At 74.2% G+C, this 1,332-nt stretch carries 2 protein-coding genes; both read left to right on the top strand.

Annotation, left to right across the window (positions count from 1 at the left end):
- Window positions 1-443, top strand: a 443-nt coding sequence (locus AB0O00_RS39840) for a response regulator transcription factor (RefSeq protein ID WP_363659554.1), incomplete at its 5' end; no start/stop codon positions are given.
- On the top strand, window positions 440-1,332 hold an 893-nt coding region (locus tag AB0O00_RS39835), incomplete at its 3' end, for a HAMP domain-containing protein (protein WP_363659553.1). The genes AB0O00_RS39840 and AB0O00_RS39835, both read left to right, overlap by 4 nt.

Below are 1,332 nucleotides of genomic sequence, written 5' to 3'. Positions count from 1 at the left end.
AACGCGTCGACGGCCTCGACGCCGGCGCCGACGACTACCTCGTCAAACCCTTCGCCCTCGACGAACTCGCCGCCCGCCTGCGCGCCCTGCTGCGCCGCAGCGCCACCGTGCCCGACGAGGAACCCGGCCTGCGCTTCGCCGACCTGGAAGTCGACCCGCACACCCGCACCGGCACCCGCGCCGGACGGCCCGTCGAGTTCTCCCGCACCGAATTCGCCCTCCTCGACGTCCTGCTGCGCCACCCCGGCCAGGTCCTACCCCGCGAGGTGATCATGGAACGGGTGTGGGGCGCCGACTTCGGACCCGACTCCAACTCCCTCGCCGTGTACGTCGGTTACCTGCGCCGCAAACTGGAGGCCGGCGGCGAACCACGCCTGGTCCACACCATCCACGGCGTCGGCTACCGCCTGGGCAGCCCCGAGACCCCGGACCGCACGACGTGAAGGCCGCCCACGCCCGCTGGCGGCGCCGACGCCCGCTGCGCACCCGGCTCGCCCTCGCCTGCACCACCGCCGTCGCCGTCGTCGCCCTCGGGATCAGCGCCGCCGCGTTCAGCGTCGTCCGTTACGAGCTCAACCACCAGCTCGACCAGCACCTCACCCAGCAGGCCACCCTCGTCCAGCAGCAGCACCGCGACCAGGGCCCCCAGGTCGTCTACGGGGAATGCAACTACCTCGCCGCCCCCGCCTGCGCCCAGATCCTCTCCGCCGACCCCGCCAGAACGCCGAACGAGCCCTACCTGCTGCCCGTCACCCCGGCCACCCGCCAGGTCGCCGACCGGCAGCGCCCCGGCTTCTTCACCGACCTCACCATCGGCGGCCACCCCGCCCGCATGCTCACCACCCCCATGACCGCCGCCGCCCCCGGCACCCGCCAGGCCGTCCAGGTCGCACTGCGCTCCGACAGCGTCCAGGAAGGAGTACGGCAGGCCGGCGCCCTGATGGCCGCCGTCGCCGCGGGCGGAGTCCTGCTCGCCGCCCTCCTCGGCCTCACCGTCGCCCGCACCTCCCTCGCCCCCGTCACCCGCCTGACCCGCACCGCCGAACGCATCGCCGCCACCCGCGACGCCGGCCTGCGCATCGACCTGCCGCCCGGACGCCGCGAGGACGAACTGACCAGACTCGCCGACAGCTTCAACACCATGCTCGGCGAACTCGAACAGTCCGTCGCCGCCCAGCGCCGCCTCGTCGCCGACGCCTCCCACGAACTGCGCACCCCGCTCACCGCGCTGCGCACCAACGCCGAACTCCTCTCCCGGGCCGATCGCTTGACGGACAGTCAGCGTGATCGGGCGGCGGCCGCGCTGCGCCGCCAGCAGCGGGAGGAGACCGG

Origin of the sequence: Kitasatospora sp. NPDC093558 (genome assembly GCF_040683475.1) — a bacterium.
GTDB lineage: Bacteria > Actinomycetota > Actinomycetes > Streptomycetales > Streptomycetaceae > Kitasatospora.
The sequence above is the reverse complement of the archived record's forward strand: the minus strand, read 5'-3'. Positions and strand labels throughout refer to the sequence as shown.